This is a genomic window from Agrobacterium sp. V1, from assembly GCF_030518355.1.
Taxonomy (GTDB): Bacteria; Pseudomonadota; Alphaproteobacteria; order Rhizobiales; family Rhizobiaceae; genus Agrobacterium; species Agrobacterium cucumeris.
This window is the reverse complement of record NZ_JAULSF010000002.1, coordinates 1,606,033-1,619,868: the sequence shown is the minus strand read 5'-3', so window position 1 is coordinate 1,619,868 and position 13,836 is coordinate 1,606,033. Positions and strand designations below refer to the sequence as shown.

Annotated in this window: 11 protein-coding genes; 7 read left to right on the top strand and 4 right to left on the bottom strand. The window is 59.3% G+C overall.

All coding sequences use genetic code 11. The features are described 5' to 3' along the window. Positions 1-22: 22 nt before the first annotated feature. From QSV77_RS21280 to QSV77_RS21270, 3 genes are all read left to right on the top strand, one after another. Positions 23-754, top strand: coding sequence for an SDR family oxidoreductase (locus QSV77_RS21280; protein WP_065117863.1), 732 nt, complete (start codon positions 23-25; stop codon positions 752-754). 90 nt (positions 755-844) lie between these two features. Next, the gene (locus QSV77_RS21275) at positions 845-2,455 is read left to right on the top strand and encodes an FGGY-family carbohydrate kinase (protein ID WP_302734973.1); all 1,611 of its coding nucleotides are present in this window, start codon (positions 845-847) and stop codon (positions 2,453-2,455) included. 57 nt (positions 2,456-2,512) lie between these two features. Next, the gene (locus tag QSV77_RS21270; protein WP_065117861.1) at positions 2,513-3,238 is read left to right on the top strand and encodes an SDR family oxidoreductase; all 726 of its coding nucleotides are present in this window, start codon (positions 2,513-2,515) and stop codon (positions 3,236-3,238) included. Between the two features lie 103 nt (positions 3,239-3,341). Here the strand turns inward: QSV77_RS21270 and proP are convergent, their stop codons facing one another. From proP to QSV77_RS21255, 3 genes are all read right to left on the bottom strand, one after another. Beyond that, positions 3,342-4,862 (bottom strand): glycine betaine/L-proline transporter ProP, encoded by a 1,521-nt coding sequence (gene proP / locus QSV77_RS21265; protein WP_302734972.1) that lies wholly within the window; start codon positions 4,860-4,862, stop codon positions 3,342-3,344. Positions 4,863-5,022: 160 nt separating this feature from the next. Beyond that, the gene (locus QSV77_RS21260; protein WP_003522015.1) at positions 5,023-5,319 is read right to left on the bottom strand and encodes a PRC-barrel domain-containing protein; all 297 of its coding nucleotides are present in this window, start codon (positions 5,317-5,319) and stop codon (positions 5,023-5,025) included. Between the two features lie 229 nt (positions 5,320-5,548). Then, positions 5,549-7,525 carry a bifunctional diguanylate cyclase/phosphodiesterase gene (locus QSV77_RS21255; RefSeq protein ID WP_302734971.1) on the bottom strand — a complete coding sequence of 659 codons (1,977 nt, stop codon included), beginning with the start codon at positions 7,523-7,525 and terminating at the stop codon, positions 5,549-5,551. Between the two features lie 339 nt (positions 7,526-7,864). Here QSV77_RS21255 and QSV77_RS21250 point away from each other — a divergent pair, with 339 nt between their 5' ends. The 4 genes from QSV77_RS21250 (at position 7,865) to QSV77_RS21235 (ending at position 12,770) form a co-directional block, all read left to right on the top strand. Beyond that, entirely contained in the window at positions 7,865-8,704 is an 840-nt protein-coding gene (locus QSV77_RS21250) for an inositol monophosphatase family protein (protein WP_302734970.1), read from the top strand. Between the two features lie 55 nt (positions 8,705-8,759). Next, positions 8,760-9,368: a dual specificity protein phosphatase gene (locus QSV77_RS21245; protein WP_302734969.1), complete on the top strand. Its 609-nt coding sequence runs from the start codon at positions 8,760-8,762 to the stop codon at positions 9,366-9,368. Further along, entirely contained in the window at positions 9,362-11,047 is a 1,686-nt protein-coding gene (locus QSV77_RS21240; protein WP_302734968.1) for a metallophosphoesterase, read from the top strand. Before QSV77_RS21245 ends, QSV77_RS21240 begins: the two co-directional genes overlap by 7 nt. A 79-nt stretch (positions 11,048-11,126) precedes the next feature. Continuing rightward, positions 11,127-12,770 (top strand): Na/Pi cotransporter family protein, encoded by a 1,644-nt coding sequence (locus QSV77_RS21235; RefSeq protein WP_302734967.1) that lies wholly within the window; start codon positions 11,127-11,129, stop codon positions 12,768-12,770. Here the strand turns inward: QSV77_RS21235 and QSV77_RS21230 are convergent. Beyond that, positions 12,767-13,753: a LacI family DNA-binding transcriptional regulator gene (locus QSV77_RS21230; protein ID WP_142842946.1), complete on the bottom strand. Its 987-nt coding sequence runs from the start codon at positions 13,751-13,753 to the stop codon at positions 12,767-12,769. The two genes, QSV77_RS21235 and QSV77_RS21230, sit on opposite strands and share 4 nt — an antisense overlap. Positions 13,754-13,836 lie beyond the last annotated feature (83 nt).

The window sequence follows — 13,836 nt, the reverse complement described above, 5'->3', positions numbered from 1 at the left end:
TTCATAAACGCAGGAGAATTAAATGTCTGAATCGCTGCAAGGCAAGATCGCGGTCATCACCGGTGCCGCATCCGGCATCGGGCTTGCCACAACAGAAGCGCTCTTGGAACAGGGCGCAACCGTGGTCATGGTCGACTGGAACGAGAAAGCCTTGAAAGACCTGGCCGCCAAGCTTGGTGACCGCGCCATTCCGCAGGTGACGAACCTGCTCGATGCCGACAGCTGCAACGCCATGATCCCGGAAATCCTAGGGAAAGTCGATCATATCGACATCCTCTATTGCAATGCCGGCACCTATATCGGCGGTGAGCTGACCGAAACGACGCCTGAAGCCATCGACAAGATGCTGAACCTCAACGTCAACGCCGTGATGAAGAATGTGCAGGCCGTCGTGCCGCACATGTCGGAGCGCAAGACGGGCGATATCATCGTCACCTGCTCGATCGCCGGTCATTTCCCGACCTATTGGGAGCCGGTCTATTCGGGCTCGAAATGGGCGATCACCAGCTTCGTGCAGGGCATGCGCCGCCAGATGATCCCGCACGGCGTGCGCGTCGCACAGGTCTCTCCCGGCCCGGTCGTCTCCGCACTTCTGGCGGACTGGCCGGAGGAAAACCTCCGCAAGGCCAAGGAATCGGGTAGCCTTATCGATGCGAGCGAAGTGGCCGATGCGGTCATCTACATGCTGACGCGCAAGCGCACCGTCACCATCCGCGACATGCTGGTTCTTCCGACCAACTTCGACCGCGTTTAAAAACTTCTGGAGCGGCTGGGGAAATCGGAACCGGTCCAGCCGCTCCATATCGTTCAAGCACCGGATGATCCGCTCCGAGGAGTATCGCAAATGGCTTCCTACCTTGTTGGTGTCGATGTCGGGACAGGCTCGGCGCGGGCCGGTGTCTTCGATGTCGCAGGCAAGCTTCTCGCTACCGCCAAGCGCCCGATCAGCATGCACCGCGAGGATGGCGGCATTGCCGAACAGTCGAGCGGTGAGGTGTGGCAGGCGGTTTGCGACAGCGTGCGCGAAAGCGTTTCCCGCGCCGGCATTAATCCGGCCGAAGTTGCCGGCATCGGTTTTGACGCGACCTGCTCGCTGGTTGTTCGCGGGCCTAGTGATGAGACCCTGCCGGTTGGCGCTGCCGATCATCCCGAACGCGATATCATCGTCTGGATGGATCATCGCGCCGTCGAACAGGCGGAGCGCATTAACGCTGGCGAACATGCCGTCCTGAAATATGTCGGCGGCCGCATCTCTCCCGAAATGCAGACGCCGAAGCTTTTGTGGCTTCGTGAAAACCGGCCGGATGTCTATGCCCGTGCCGAGCATTTCTTCGACCTGACGGATTTTCTGACATGGAAGGCTTCCGGCGCGCTTGATCGTTCCGCCTGCACGGTAACCTGCAAGTGGACCTATCTTGCTCATGAAAACCGCTGGGATGCGGAATATTTCAACCACATCGGGCTTGGCGATCTCGCCGAACAGGGCTTCCGCCGCATCGGTGAAAGCGTAGTCCATCCCGGCACGGCGCTGGGTAGCGGCCTGACCGAAGAGGCGGCAAAAGCCATGGGGCTGGTTGCGGGCACGGCGGTTGCGGCGGGCCTGATCGATGCCCATGCCGGTGGCGTTGGCACCGTGGCTGCCGGCGGTGATGCATCGCGATGCCTCGGTTATGTCTTCGGCACCTCGTCCTGCACGATGACCACCACCACTGACCCCGCCTTCGTGCCGGGTGTCTGGGGCCCCTATTATTCCGCCATGGTTCCCGGCGCTTGGTTGAATGAGGGCGGCCAGTCTGCCGCCGGTGCGGCCATCGATTATCTGGTGCAGTTGCACCCGGCTTTCGCCGAGGCGAAGGCACTTGCCGAGAAGGAAGGCAAAGCCTTGCCGGTTTGGCTTGCCGACCGCGCGCTCGGCCTTGCCGCATCCGCTTCCGCCGCAGCTGAAGTCGCCGAGGATTTTCATGTGGTGCCGGAGTTTCTCGGCAACCGTGCCCCCTTTGCCGATCCGCATGCCCGCGCGGTCATTGCCGGTTATGGCATGGAGACCGGCGTGGATTCCCTTGTCGCGCTTTATGTGGCGGGGCTTCTCGGCCTCGGTTACGGGCTTCGCCAGATCATCGAAACGCAGGCTCGCAACGGCGCGCCGGTGGAAACCATCAGTGTCAGCGGTGGGGCCGGCGCTCATCCGCTTGCCCGGCAGTTGCTGGCCGATGCGACTGGCCTCCCGGTCGAACTCACCGAATGCGAAGAGCCGGTGCTTCTCGGATCTGCGATGCTTGGCGCGGTTGCCGCCGGAACCTATCCGGACCTGATGGCGGCGATGCCTGCCATGTCGCGGATCGCCAGCTGTGCTTCGCCTGATCCTGTTTTTCAGAAGGTTCATCAGTCGCGGTACGACGCGTTTTTGGCGCTCCAGAATGCGGCGCGGGCCATTCGATCCGCCAGCCATTCCTGAGCCTTGTCACAAGTTTAGATCATCCGGCCGGATTGGCCGCAAAATAACGAGGATTCCATGCAGTTTTCCGGAAAATCCGTCATCATCACCGGCGCAGGCAAAGGCATCGGCCGTGCCTGTGCGCAACTGATGGCCGCACGCGGTGCGGAAGTGGTGGCGATCAGCCGCACGCAGTCCGATCTCGACAGCCTGAAAAGCGAAATCGGCGGCCGTTCGATCCGCGTCGATCTTGCCGATGTTGCCGCCACCCGTGCCGCCATGGCGGAAGCTGGCCCGTGCGACTTCCTGATCAACAGCGCCGGCATCAATGTGCTGGAAAGCGTGCTCGACATGAGCGATGCGGGTTATGAAGCCGTTCTCGGCATCAACCTGCGTGCCGCTCTCGTCACCTGCCAGGAATTCGCCCGCGCTCGTGTCGCCAAGGGTGGCGGTGGCGCCATCGTCAACATCACGTCCATCGCCGGCCATCGCGGTTTTCAGGATCACCTGTGTTACGCAGCGTCGAAGGCAGGTCTTGAAGGCGCAACCCGTGTTCTTGCCAAGGAACTTGGCGCACACGGAATCCGCGTTAACGCCGTTGCCCCGACGATCACGCTCACCGAACTGGCGGCGGAAGCCTGGAACGATCCGGTCAAGAGCCAGCCGATGATGGTTCGCCATCCGCTTAACCGTTTTGCCGAAGCCGAAGAGGTGGCACAGAGCATCGCGCTGCTGCTGTCGGATGACAGCAAAATGATTTCCGGCGCCGTATTGCCTGTGGATGGCGGTTTCCTCGCCGTTTGAGACAGGACAAGCTGGTCTCAAAGCGGATCGCTGAAAACCACTAAAACGAATGCGCGGGGTGCAGGATGCACCGCCGCGCATTTCGTTTGTTGATATGGCGTTGTCAGGTCAGGTCCGGATGGCGGCCGACGAGTTCGTCACGTTTGGCCTGCAAAATCCTCTTCTGCTCCTCCAGTTTGACGAGTTCCTCGTCAATCTCCTCGACGCTTTTTTCAATATGCAGATATTGCTCGGCCAGAAGCGATTTCGCTTCCTTTCGGCTGGAGGCATTTGGTGTATCGCCATAAAGCGGCCGGTTGGCGGTTTCCTTCAGGAAGAAGGTCGTGATGATGCCGAAGACGGCTGCGACCATGAGGTAATAGGCCGGCATGTAGATGTTTTCAGTCACCTCTACCAGCCAGGCGGTTACCGTTGGTGTCAGCCCGGCGACGATGATCGAGATATTGAACGCGATTGCCAAAGCGCTGTAGCGGATGCGGGCCGGGAAGAGGGCGGGCAAGGTCGAGGCCATGATGCCGATCAGGCAATTGAGTGCGACTGCGAGAATGAGCAGCCCGAAGAATATCTGCACCACCTGGCCACTGGCGATGAAATGAAAGGCCGGCAGCGAGAACAGCAGGATCGCCGTGCTGCCAACGGCAAGAAACGGCTTGCGGCCAATCCGGTCGCTGAGCAACCCGATTACAGGCTGGACGAACAGCATGCCGACCATGACAGCAATGATGATGAGAACGCCGTGATCCTCGCTGTAATTCAGCGTTTTCGACAGATAGGTCGGCATGTAGGTGAGCAGCATGTAATAGGTCACGTTGGTGACGAGAACCATGCCGATGCAGATCGCCAGCGATCTTGTATGCTCTCTGGCGATTTCCGCGATCGGCACCATCGGCCGCTCCTTAAGCGACTGGCGATCCTCTTCCTCGGCACGCTGCAGCCGTTCGGTGAAAGCCGGGGTTTCTTCCGCGGCGTGGCGGAGATAAAGGCCGATGAGCCCGAGCGGCGCGGCGAGGAAGAACGGGATGCGCCAGCCCCAGTCGAGGAATTTCGCCTCTCCCAAGGCGGTACTGAGCAGCACGACAAACCCCGCGCCAAGCACGAAGCCGGCAATCGAACCGAAATCGAGCCAGCTTCCGAGATAACCGCGTTTACGGTCCGGTGCATATTCTGCCACGAAGATGGCCGCACCGGTATATTCGCCGCCGACGGAAAAACCCTGAACGAGCTTGCAGAGCAGCAAAAGGATCGGCGCCCATATGCCGATGGTCGCGTAACCCGGAATGAGGCCGATGCAGAAGGTGCTGGCCGCCATGATGATGATGGTAAGAGAGAGGACTTTCTGCCGCCCGAACCTGTCACCCATCGCACCGAAGAAAATGCCGCCGAGAGGACGAATGAGAAACGGCACCGAAAATGTTGCCAGCGCCGCCACCGTCTGAACCGCGGGAGCAGCTTCGGGAAAAAAGACCTTGCCGACAGCGTAAGCGACAAAACCGTAAACGCCGAAGTCAAACCACTCCATGGCATTGCCGAGGGCGGCGGCGGTAACGGCTTTTTTGACCTTTTCGTCATCGATGACGGTCACGTCGTCAATGCTCAGCGGGCTGGCCTGAATCTGACTGTTCAATTGTTGTCCCCTTGAATGCCTTGCAATCAATTATTGCGCGCAATGAAAATGCCTGACATGCGCAAGCGTTCCATTTGCGGGCGGAAGCGGGCAGGGAGTGACCCATATAAACGAACGCCCGGCAAATGGCCGGGCGCTTCTGAAGTGTGGTGGGATGGATTTAGTGACGATGCTCGGGCATGTCTTTCAGCTGGTCCTTCGTCCATGACGTAACCGCGTGGACATCACCATCCTCATCCCGCATGAAATCGAGATCGCTGAGCGGCACGGCCACGGGCTTTGCGCCGATGCCGAGGAAGCCGCCGACATCGATGATCGCGGTGCTACCGGCCCCAACGCCGTGGACATGGTCAACCTTGCCGACCTTGTGGTCGTCCGCACCATAAACGGTCGCTCCTTCGAGCACCGAAGGTGTGAGTTCCGTTTCAACCAGGCGTACGTGATTGGTGTGATCCATTGTTCTTCCTCCTGTCTTGGTTTGCACAAAACAAACTCCCGCACTGCAAAACCGTTCCATCCAAATTTGCGGCGGGCAAAGGCAGGTTATTTCTCATCGGTACATTGTTGGGTCCCTGGCGGATGCCCGTCCGAACAACCGGAGGAGCAGGCAGCCCTTCTGCGGGAGGTGCTTGGTCCTCCTCTCCCTACCGGCCGAAAAAGGGCGGCCGTTTGCCTCTACCATCAGGTCAACTTGCAATGGCAGCTTGTGACTTTCCTGCGCTGTTGCGGGTCGCCGCGCGGCGCCAGGAAAGAAATTCATCGACATCTTCTTCTCGCAGCGGCGGTGCATAAACATAGCCCTGCACCAGCGTGGCGCCGAGGCCTTCAAGGGCTGCAAGCTCTTCCGGTGTTTCGACCCCTTCCACCACACATTCCAGTCCCATATCCCGGCTGAGGGTGAGAAGCGATTTGACGATCTTGTAGCTCGCCGGCTTTTCGTGCAGGTCGGTCACGAAACTGCGGTCGATCTTGATCTTGGTAAGAGGCAGGGCGTGCAGCCGCGTCAGGCTGGAATAACCCGTGCCAAAATCATCCAGAGAAATCCCGCAGCCGAGACGTCGCAACATTTCGACCGACTGCCTGACCTGTTCGAAATCATGCGCAAAGGCCGTTTCGGTAATTTCAAGGTCAAGACGCCGTGCATCGAAGCCGCTGTTTTCGATGATGCCGATCAGGGACAGCACGCCTTCGCAGGAATTGAGATCATGGGCCGAGAGGTTGAATGATAGCCTGAGCGAGGGCTGCCATTGTGATGCGGAAGCCAGCGCCTTCTTGAGAAGCGGTCGCGTCAGCGAACTGACGATGCCGGCGCGCTCGGCAATGGAGAAGAATTGGGTGGGCGGCACGTGTCCGAGGATCGGGCTATGCCAGCGCGCCAGCGCCTCAAAACCGTCGGTTCCTCCATCGTGTATATCGACGATTGGCTGGAACACCACTGAAAGCTCGTTTTCCATGTCGCGCTGCTTGAGCAGATGTTCGATGCGGGCTTCGATATTGATCTGCTTTTCGTGTTCCGCGTCGAACAGGACGGCATCGCCGCGCCGGGTCTTCTTGGCATGATAAAGGGCATAATCTGCCCTGTCGAAAAGCTGTTCCAGCGTGGAGGCGAGATTTGGAAAGACGGCTATCCCCATCGAGGCGGAAACATGCACCGTCCCCTCCGGCATATGGTAGGGCGCTCTTAGCTGTTCTGAAATTGCATTGGCATTGGCAACGAGCTGCGCATCATCGGGTATGATCGGAGCAACGATGGCAAATTCATCGCCGCCCAGCCGGAACGCCCTGCTGGCTTTCAGATTGGCGGTAAGGCGTTTGCTGACATTGACCAGCAGTCTGTCGCCAACGGAGTGTCCATAGAGGTCGTTGACCGGCTTGAAGCCATCGAGATCGATGACGCCCAATGCCAGCCGGGTTCCTGCGGCTCTGGCTTTTTCCAGCTCGACTTCCAGATGGGTGAAAAAAGCGCGGCGATTGGGCAGCTCGGTCAGGCTGTCCATATTGGCAAGCAGCAGGTTCTCGTTGCTCAGCGCTTCCGTACGCTGCTGCGAGACGACCATACGTTCGAAATTGCGGTAGTTGGTTAACAGGATGGACATCATGCCGGCGCAGACCAGCAGAACATTGATGGCAATGGCGATGAATGTCGGTTGCCGTGATGCCAGAAAGAAGACGATGAACGCGCCGTTGACGATGAGGGTGACAATGAAGGCGGCAGAGCGCACATACATCAGACAGAAGATGCAGGAAATCACCGTGATCGCCATGTAGAAGGCGACGTGAGACTGCATATAGGCGTCCCCGTAAGGCACCAGCAAAAAAGACCAGAGCGTGAATGCCATGGCGATGCCAACCGCCAGGCGGTTTGTGCGCTGGAGTGCCGCATGGGCCATTTTCGGCTTCGGGTCGATGCCGCGCGTCTTCCACCAGAATGCGACCCGGAGCGTGCAGCCAAGGGTGAAAAGAGTGGGAACTCCAATGGTGAGCCAAAACGGCGCCAGTTGCATATGCGTAATGGCCAGCGCCCATGTACTTGAAAGCAGTATGAAATACATCATCGGCATCTGCCGTGTGAAGGCGCGATACTGTGCTTTCAGCAAGTCCGGATTGTCAGATCGAACGGACATGAAATTTTGAAATTTTTGTTTGGCAGTTAGTATTTTCATTGGCCGCTCATCAAGTAGAGAGCGGCGTTGATAACATAAATACAGTTACATCATTGAAAATACACAGGGTTAATCGAGGGAAAACCATATCAACCTCGAGATGTGTACAATTGTCTGTCGCAACACATCATTTGCATTGGTCAAAGTGCGCTGATACGTCTTGAGTGATCCAGAACAAACGTTTAATTCAGCGCCATCAATTGCGATGGATATCCTGCACGGGCAGGATTCGCCATGTCCGATCCGAAACAATCAATTCCTCCAAAAATCGCGCTTGAAAACATTGAACACGTGTGCAATATGAACACGCGTTCACTCTAAGGGAAATGGTTGTTGCGCATGGACTCGATGCCTTATCCGGATACATTGACGGCTCGCGCCGAACTCTGCCGCAGCGTTATTCTTTCCGCCGGGGAACTGGTGCTGAAAGGCTTTCAGGGCGAAGCGACGCGCAGCTTTTCGATGAAGGGGCCGCAGGACTTTCTGACCGTGACGGATGCTGCCTCCGAAGCGCATATTCGCGGCGCCATCGCGGCGTGTTTTCCTGACGACAGCTTTCTCGGAGAAGAAGGCGGCGGGGAGATTGGCGAGCGCGTCTGGGTCGTTGATCCCATCGATGGGACTGCGAATTTCGCCCGCGGCATTCCACATTTCTGCATCTCCATCGCTTATGTCGAAAACGGGCGAACCGAGCTCGGCGCGATCTATAATCCCGCGCTTGACGAGCTTTATTTCGCCCGTCGCGGGGAGGGGGCGACGCGCAACGGCTTGCCGATCCGGGTGTCGGAGACGGAGCGTTTCGATGCGGCGTCGATCGAAATGGGCTGGTCGACCCGCGTGGCGAATGACATCTATCTCGATGTCGTCAAGAACCTGCTCGATATGGGCACCAATGTCCGCCGCGCCGGCTCAGGGGCCATGGCGCTTGCCTATGTGGCTGATGGCCGCTCCGATGCCTATCTCGAATTGCATATGAATTCATGGGATTGTCTTGCGGGACTGCTACTCGTCAGCGAAGCTGGCGGCGATGTCTGCCCTTTCCTGGAAATCGGTAGTCTTGAGGATGGCGGGCCGGTGCTGGCGGCAGCCGGTGGTGTTGCCAAAGGTGTGAGTGAGGCATCGAGCATACCTCTGGCTGAGCGGCAGCCATCCGGTGGGCAGCGGGTCGCATCGGCCTGATTTTAGGCGAAGCTTAGCCCTCGAAAGGGCGGCTTGGCGCATGTGGAGGAATGACATGGATGGACCCGTTTATGCCCGGCCTGCAATCAGCCTGATTGCGGAAGGGCTCGGCCCGCATAATGCTGCGCTTTACATCGGCGGCAGCGATGGTGCGAGCGATCTCGGGCTCCTGCGCCGGCACGGCATTACCACTGTCGTCAATTGCGCCGTCAACCTCGATATCAATCTCGTGCAGGCGGCGGCGGAAGAGGGCGACAGACGCCCTGTGGGTTATGGCGATATCCGCTATTACAAGCTTGGCCTGATCGACGGGGAGGGCAGCCCCGACACCATGATGCTGGGGGCCTATTACATTCTTGACGGCGCGCTGCGCCAGACCATGCCGAAGCGCGAAACCTATCCGTTTCCAGATGGCGGCAATGTGCTGGTCAACTGCCGCAGTGGCCGCAGCCGCTCCGTGTCGCTGGTGGCGCTTTTCCTCCACAAGCAGCAGCCTCATCTTTACCCCACTCTTGACGATGCGGTTTCCGTGATCCGCACCAGGCGGGAATTGCGGCCCGACGAATGGTTCGAGACGCCGAAACCCATGCTTTATGCCGCCGCCCGCCGTGCTTCCGACTGGATCGACATGGTAGAAGGCAGAAAGACCAACCAATCATGCTGACACGTGCGCTTCCCTCCGTTGCCGTCATTGCCGACGCGCATTTTCATGACACGGCTGCCGATTTCGGATTTCCGGGCATCGAGATTGATGGTGAGCGCATCACCATGCGCAGCTGGTCGGACACACGCGAATCCACCCGGGTTTTCAACGAGAGCGCCGATGCGCTGCATGCGGCGCTGGAAGAGGTGCGGCAGCGCGGCATTCGCCATGTGGTGCTGCTGGGCGACTATACCGATGACGGCCAGCGGGCGACCAGCGAAACGCTGAAGGGCATTCTGGAGCAACATCGCGATGCCCATGGTACCGCCTTTTATGCATTGCCCGGAAACCACGATATTTTTGGCCCGCGCGGCCGGCACCATACCAAGGAATTCCTGACGGATAATGGCCGATGCCTTTCCGTTTCGAGCGATGCACGGCGGGCCGGAGACAAGGTTGTTATCAGCGACCGGATGTATTGCGAGGGCTATCCAGCGGGCCTCGGCCCCATGGCGGCTTTCGGATATTTCCGCCAGCCGGACTATATTCATTGGGAAACGCCGTTCGGTCTCTCCGACTTGGCAGAGGACCGCCTATACGAGGTGCGCTCGCCCGATGGCCGCAATGTCTACCAGCTGATGGATGCCTCCTATCTCGTTGAGCCGGAGCCGGGTCTCTGGTTGCTGATGATCGACGCCAATATTTTCGAACCGCTCGACGGTGCATTCGAAAAAGGTGAAGAAGCAGCCTTTACCGACAGCACTTCCGGCGGCTGGAACGCGCTTTTGCGCTGCAAGCCCTTCATTATCGACTGGATTGCCGATGTGCGTCATAGGGCAGAGGTGCTCGGCAAAACGTTGCTTGGCTTTTCCCACTATCCGGCGCTCGATCCTTTTGATGGCGCAAGCGGTGCCGAGGGCGCGCTGTTCGGCGAAACCAATGTCGTGCGCCGCACGCCGCGCAAAGCGGTGGAGGATGCGCTGCGCGACGCCGGGCTTGCCATCCATTTCAGCGGGCACCTGCATGTGGAAGGTGTGACAAGGCGAGGGGACGGGGAGAATTCGCTCACCAATATCGCCGTGCCATCGCTGGTGGCCTTTCCGCCCGCCTTCAAGGTTGTCCACCCGTCGAGACAGGAAATCACTGTGGAGACGGTGGAGATGGACGCTCTGCCGATCAACAGCCGCATTTGTCGAGGCTATGCGCAGGAAATGGCGCTGGCCGGCGAAGATGAGGACCGGGCATTTGCGGCGGGCAACTACGGTGAGTTTCTGCTTGGCCACAAAAGGGCGCTGATCAGGCACCGTTATTTCATCAAGGAATGGCCGGCTGAGGTTGTGGCGGCCGTTGCGGATAAAACCGTGCAGGATGTTATTGGCCTGATTGGGAAAAAGGGCGCATCCACATCGGACGGCCTCGTGCTGGCTTCTGAGTTGCCGATGTTCGAGCTTATTGCCGATTGGTATTGCCTGCGTCAGGGCGCGGGTCTTGCCCTGCCGCATATCCGGCCAGAGCGGCTTTCGCTCTATCGGGCACTTGCGGAACGCTTCGGCCGCGAGGCGGATCGCCACGACGGTTCCGTTCAAAGCTTTATCGAAATCTTCTTCGGTGCGCTCGGCCTGTTTCTGGAACGTGCTGAAGGCAGTTCGCGTGATCTCACGCTTCAGCTCCCTCAACGATATGAGCGCGTAGCGGTTTGATCTGAAGGTTTTGCAACGGGCCGCTGCATCGCAGCCCTAGGTGCAGGCCGGCGGCAGGGACGACAAGCGAGGTGATCCGATGGAATCGGTCGTTGTCAGCATCAATCTGTTCGGCGCGGTGGCGCTGCTGCTTTTCGGCCTTGCGCAGATCAAGGACGGCATGTCGCGCGCATTTGGCGCCAGGCTTCGCACCGGTCTTGCCGCCAGCACGCGGGGCGGTTTTCGCTCCTTTGTTGCCGGTCTCGTGGCGACGATCGCCTTGCAGAGTTCGACCGCGACCGCGCTGATGGTCGCTTCCTTCGTTGAAAAAGACCTTATCGCGTCGGCCATGGCGCAGATCGTGCTGCTGGGGGCCAATGTTGGCACCGCGATGACCGCGTGGATTGTCGCGCTCGGGCTTGGCTGGCTGTCGCCGATGCTCATCCTCGCCGGCGTCATCCTGCTACGGGGAAAATCGGCGCAACGGCAGGGAGCGGGTGCGGCGCTTGCCGGCGTCGGCCTGATGCTGCTTTCCCTGCATCTTCTTTCTGCGGCGACCGATCCGATCAGACAATCTCCGGCGCTTGGTCTCTTCATTTCATTGCTTGGCAATGCCTGGCCGGTGGCGCTGATTTTCTCCGCCGTCCTGGCGGTACTGGCATCTTCCAGTCTGGCAATTGTCGTTCTCATCCTGTCGCTCGCGGCAAGTGGCGGCATCGAAACGAGCCTTGTCATCGTGCTGGTGCTCGGCGCCAATCTCGGCGGTGCGGTGCCGCCGGTGCTGGCAACGCTGAAAGCGCCGATTGCGGCGCGCCGGGTGACTGTCGGCAACCTCATCGTCAGGGTCATCGGCTGTCTCCTGGCCCTGCCTTTTGCCGGATATGGCGCGGTGCTTCTGGATATGTCGCCCTTTTCGCACGCCAATCTCGCTGTTGATGCGCATCTTTTCTTCAATCTGGCTGTTGCCGCCATCGCATGGCCGCTCTCACCGCTGCTTTTGCGGGTAACGAAGGCAATGCTGCCGGAAAAAGAGGGAGGCGAAAGCAGCCACAGCTATCTCGACAGTCACGATCTCGATCAGCCGGTTGCAGCACTTGCCGGTGCGAGCCGCGAGGTGCTGCTGGTCGGCGACCTGATCGAGCGCATGCTGCGACAGGCAAATGAGGCGATGCGCGATAGCGACGTGGCGAAACTCAACGACATCAGTACGCTGGAAGGCCGGGTCGACCGTATCCAACATGACATCAAGGTCTATGTCTCGAAAGTCGGGCATGACGGGCTTTGCCGCAAAGACCAGCGCCGCGCGATGGATATCGTCGAATATGCCATCAATCTCGAGCATATCGGCGATATCATCGAGAAAGGCATCCGTCCGGAAATCGCCAAGAAGATCGATCTTGGCCTGCAGTTTTCCGCTGACGGCAAGAATGAGCTGGAGCGTCTTTTCGCCGTCACACTGGATAATATCCGCATGGCCCAATCGGTTTTCGCGACCCGCAATGCCGATCTTGCCCGCCGGCTGGTGGAAGTGAAGGAAGACGTGCGGCGCCTCGAAAAGCAGTCTTCGGAGCGCCATCTGCAACGCCTGCGCGACGGCCGGGCCGATAGCATCCAGACCAGCTCCGTGCATCTGGACATGCTGCGCGATCTCAAGCGCATCAATGCCCATATTGCTGCCGTCGCCCATCCTATCCTTGATGAAAGCGGCCTCCTGATTGAAAGCCGCATCAAGCAGGTGGGTTAGCGCGCGGTGATGCGCTCGACCATGGAAACGGGCACGACCTGAAGCCGGGTTTCCGGCAGGTCGCTGTCGAGTGCGGTCAGGACTTTTTCGGTCAGCGCGTCGAAGGATTGGGCAACGGTGGTCAGTTGATAACTTTTCCAGCCGGCCTGCGGAATGTCATCGAAACCGACGATCGAGAGATCTTCCGGCACCCGGCGACCCATTTCCAGACGTGCGGCGTCCATGAAACCGAGCGCCAGCAGATCGGTCACGCAGAAAGCGCCATCGATCGCCTTGTCGGCCAGCAATTCGCAACCGGCCTGATAACCGCTGTCATAGCTTGTTGGTCCGCCGGACCAGGGAACGACCTCGATGCCTTCGATGGTCATGCGCTGGGTGAAGGCGCCGGCGCGGCGCAGCTGCGCCGGGGTCTGGCTGCCGCTGGAAATGACCGCGACCTTGCGGCACTTGGCCGCCACAAGCCGCATGGCGGCAAGGTCGGCACCGTGGGAATCGTCGCTCAGCACCATATTGGTGTCAGTGCGGTCGAGACGCTGATTGATGAGGATGAGGCGCACGCCATTGGCGATGCATTCATCAACGATCGAAGCCGGCGGTTCGCCGGAAAGAACGACGATTGCCTGGGCGCGGAACTCGAAAAGAAGCTCGATCAGCGGCGCGATGTCCTTGCGCGCATCCGCCGCATTCAGCAGCAGGCATTGCAGGCCGCGACGCAGAAGGCCGATGCTGAGCAGATCGAGCTGCTTTGAAATGAAGGGCGAACTCAGATTGGCGCCGACGACACCGATGAGGTTGGAGCGATCATTATTAAGGCCCTGCGCCAGACGATTGACGCGGTAGCCAAGTTCTTGCGCGGCTTTCAGCACCTTGCGCCGCACCACCTTCGAAACGCTGCCGCCGGGAGTGAAGGTGCGCGAGACGGCGGAGCGCGAGACCCCGGCCTTTTTTGCCACCTCTTCGGCTGTCACGAACCCTCTCGCCATTCAACTCCCCCCGTTGCGAAATCCTATGCCTGATATCACAGGCGATGTGGCGTCGGCTATTCCAATCGAAATTTTTCGGCTGC

What these genes read in the sequence shown, in the direction of transcription:
- QSV77_RS21260 (WP_003522015.1), bottom strand. Translation starts at nt 5,319, where the DNA reads ATGGATCACACCAATCACGTACGCCTGGTTGAAACGGAACTCACACCT.
- QSV77_RS21230 (WP_142842946.1), bottom strand. Translation starts at nt 13,753, where the DNA reads ATGGCGAGAGGGTTCGTGACAGCCGAAGAGGTGGCAAAAAAGGCCGGG.
- QSV77_RS21235 (WP_302734967.1), top strand. Translation starts at nt 11,127, where the DNA reads ATGGAATCGGTCGTTGTCAGCATCAATCTGTTCGGCGCGGTGGCGCTG.
- QSV77_RS21275 (WP_302734973.1), top strand. Translation starts at nt 845, where the DNA reads ATGGCTTCCTACCTTGTTGGTGTCGATGTCGGGACAGGCTCGGCGCGG.
- QSV77_RS21240 (WP_302734968.1), top strand. Translation starts at nt 9,362, where the DNA reads ATGCTGACACGTGCGCTTCCCTCCGTTGCCGTCATTGCCGACGCGCAT.
- QSV77_RS21270 (WP_065117861.1), top strand. Translation starts at nt 2,513, where the DNA reads ATGCAGTTTTCCGGAAAATCCGTCATCATCACCGGCGCAGGCAAAGGC.
- QSV77_RS21245 (WP_302734969.1), top strand. Translation starts at nt 8,760, where the DNA reads ATGGATGGACCCGTTTATGCCCGGCCTGCAATCAGCCTGATTGCGGAA.
- QSV77_RS21255 (WP_302734971.1), bottom strand. Translation starts at nt 7,525, where the DNA reads ATGAAAATACTAACTGCCAAACAAAAATTTCAAAATTTCATGTCCGTT.
- QSV77_RS21280 (WP_065117863.1), top strand. Translation starts at nt 23, where the DNA reads ATGTCTGAATCGCTGCAAGGCAAGATCGCGGTCATCACCGGTGCCGCA.
- QSV77_RS21250 (WP_302734970.1), top strand. Translation starts at nt 7,865, where the DNA reads ATGGACTCGATGCCTTATCCGGATACATTGACGGCTCGCGCCGAACTC.